2 protein-coding genes and 2 pseudogenes are annotated in these 2,052 nt (G+C 66.4%); 3 read left to right on the forward strand and 1 reads right to left on the reverse strand.

The window, feature by feature from the left end:
* A pseudogene (locus tag EN745_RS36605) lies at positions 1–284 on the reverse strand (hypothetical protein); the annotation flags it as partial.
* A 60-nt stretch (positions 285–344) separates the two neighbouring features.
* Here EN745_RS36605 and EN745_RS34015 point away from each other — a divergent pair.
* From EN745_RS34015 to EN745_RS34025, 3 genes and pseudogenes are all read left to right on the forward strand, one after another.
* Positions 345–1,130, forward strand: a complete 786-nt coding sequence (locus tag EN745_RS34015) for a hypothetical protein (protein WP_127423257.1) — start codon at positions 345–347, stop codon at positions 1,128–1,130.
* Position 1,131: 1 nt separating this feature from the next.
* The gene (locus EN745_RS34020; protein WP_189363249.1) at positions 1,132–1,638 is read left to right on the forward strand and encodes a DUF1036 domain-containing protein; all 507 of its coding nucleotides are present in this window, start codon (positions 1,132–1,134) and stop codon (positions 1,636–1,638) included.
* Positions 1,635–2,052: pseudogene (locus EN745_RS34025) on the forward strand (M23 family peptidase); the annotation flags it as partial. The gene EN745_RS34020 and the pseudogene EN745_RS34025, both read left to right, overlap by 4 nt.

The following is a 2,052-nucleotide window of genomic DNA, read 5'->3' on the forward strand; positions in this document are numbered from 1 at the left end:
GCTGAAAAGCCAGTGGTGCCCACCGCCGCGCCGGCTTCTGTCCGGACCCGGCTTCCGCCTGTTTTTCGGCCGGCGCGGCCGGCCGAACCCGTCCCGCCGGTCCAGGAGGGACCAAAGCCCCCGACGGTCGAGGCGCAAGCGCCCGCCGAAAAGGCTCCGGCGGCGCCGCAGCCAAGCGACAGCCAGCAGACGGCGGCGCCACTCCCCAAAATCGCCCCTGCTTCGCCGCCGGAAGCGATCACTCCGGTCTCGCCGCCGGTAGAAAAGGCGCCGGCGCCGGTCAAGCCGGATGTCGCGGAGATGCCGAAGGCCCAGCAACCGGCCAACGAACGGCCAAGCCAAAGGTGGCTGACAAGGCTCCCGACGGCGCGACCACTCCGCCGGAAGCGGCGACCAAGACAAGCCCGCAGCCTGAGCCGCCCGCAGCCAAGCAGCCGAATGAGACCGTTGTCTTGAATGTGCCCAAGCCCCAGGTTCCGCCGGCGGCTCCCGCCAACGAGACCGCCCAGCGCGCTTCCTGGGTGAGCGACTTCAGCGGCGGTGACTGTTTCTACGCCACCATGACATCGGCAACCGACAACGCCGTCGCTATCGAGGGATTTGGCACTGCGGTCCAACCGTTCGAGCGCATGATGTCCGACTTCCAGGCGCGGTTCCAGGTCGAGCCGGATATCAGCGTGCGCCTCATTGAGCCCGCCCAATGCGAGGTCACCAATTTTCTGCATCTTCTCGGCCGCACCGGCGCCGACAAGCCGCGGCTCGTCCTCGATCGGACATTGGTGCCGAACGGCTCGCCGATCGGCGGAACGCTGGTGACGCGTGGCGGCCTGATTTCCAACGTACTCCTGATCGACCACAGGGGCATAGCCTTCAACCTCGATGACCGCATCGTCGCGCAACCTGACAGGGCGACCTTCAGCATCCCGATCGGGCTCGGCGCCGCCGACAAAGCCGCCGGCAAGGTGCTGCCGCAGATCATCCTGGTGATCACGGGCCCGCGGGATGTCAAGGCCGCCGTCTTCTCTGCACCAACCCCGGTTTCGGCGCTGCTGCCCAGGATCCTTGACGAGATCGAAGCCAACAGATCCGACTACTCCGCCACCGCCAAATATTTCCGGCTCGGCGGGTAGCATGGACGCCGATGTCGAGCCGCCCGCGTTCCTCCATCCCGGCCGCCACCCTGGCACGCGTGATCGGCCGCTGCCGCTGCGCCGCCTGATCGGCAGGATCCGGCTTGCCGCGATCCTGGTCGCGGCACTGCTGACGATCCTGTCGATCGGCCACGCCCGCGCGGAGTTCACGGTCTGCAATCAGACCCTCGACGTTGTCAATCTTGCTGTCGGCCAGAAGGTCGACAATGCCGACCAGACCGACGGCTGGTGGACCATCGGCGCCAACCAGTGCGTGAACGTCATTCGCGAGGAGCTGACCAACCGCTACATCTACATCTATGCGACGGACGTGTTCGGCCATGCGATCCTGGGCGGCTCGACCGAAATGTGCATCGACCGGCGCCGCTTCTCGATCCGCGGCATTAACGAATGCTGGCAGCGCGGCCACATCGCCGCGCGGTTTGTCGAAGTCGATACGCTTGAACAGGTGCGCTGGACCTTCTTCCTGACCGGAAACAGCCCGTGACTCACAGCATCGACACGAGCTTCAAGCGGAAAAGGGAGGCGCGGCTGGCGCTGCGCAGGCGCAAGCTCTGGCGCCGCTTCGGCGTTGGCCTTGCGGCGATCGTCCTGGCTGCGGCCGCCACGGGCTTCTATCTTACCGCCGACTATTGGTCGTTCGGCGACGAGGACGAGGAACTGCAGGCTGTCGAGGGCACAGAGGATGTCCCGGCCGACGCGTCGGTCTATGTGCCCGCCATAATCGATCTGGCCGGGGACCCGATGTGGATCACCCTCGCCCCCGATGCCGACACCTCGGCGAAAGGCCATGCGGTCGCGCGGCCGGCGGAGCTCGACCAGGCCGGGATTTCGCCGCAACTCGAGATCCTGTCCGACGTGATGCTCAGCGCCAGCGAGAAGTTCATGACCACCATCCCCT

This window comes from Mesorhizobium sp. M4A.F.Ca.ET.022.05.2.1 (assembly GCF_003998845.1).
In the GTDB taxonomy this organism is placed as follows: Bacteria; Pseudomonadota; Alphaproteobacteria; order Rhizobiales; family Rhizobiaceae; genus Mesorhizobium.